This is a genomic window from Saccharothrix sp. ST-888 (assembly GCF_000955975.1).
In the GTDB taxonomy this organism is placed as follows: Bacteria; Actinomycetota; Actinomycetes; order Streptomycetales; family Streptomycetaceae; genus Kitasatospora.
Genome location: NZ_JYJF01001018.1, coordinates 1 through 295 on the forward strand (window position 1 = coordinate 1; position 295 = coordinate 295).

Genomic DNA, 295 nt, shown 5'->3' on the forward strand with positions numbered 1-295 from the left:
CGGCGGTGTGCATCACGGCGGTCAGCGGGTGCTCGGCCGGCACCCGGTCGAGCAGTTCGGCGAGCGCCGAGCGGTCCGACACGTCACAGGACTCGATCGTCACCCGGGCGCCCAGCGCGGTCAGCTCCTCGCGCAGCTCGGCCGCGCCTTCGGCATCCGGGCCGCGACGGCTGGTGAGCAGCAGGTGCTCCGCACCGTTCCGCGCCAGCCAGCGGGCCACCTGCGCGCCCAGCGCACCCGTACCACCGGTCACCAGCACGGTCCCGGACGGGCGCCAGCCCTCCACCGGCGCCGC

General features: G+C 76.6%; 1 protein-coding gene. It reads right to left on the reverse strand.

The window, feature by feature from the left end; translation table 11 throughout:
- Positions 1 to 295 (reverse strand): SDR family NAD(P)-dependent oxidoreductase (locus tag UK12_RS35390; protein ID WP_156179179.1); only part of this gene is annotated, 295 nt, incomplete at both ends.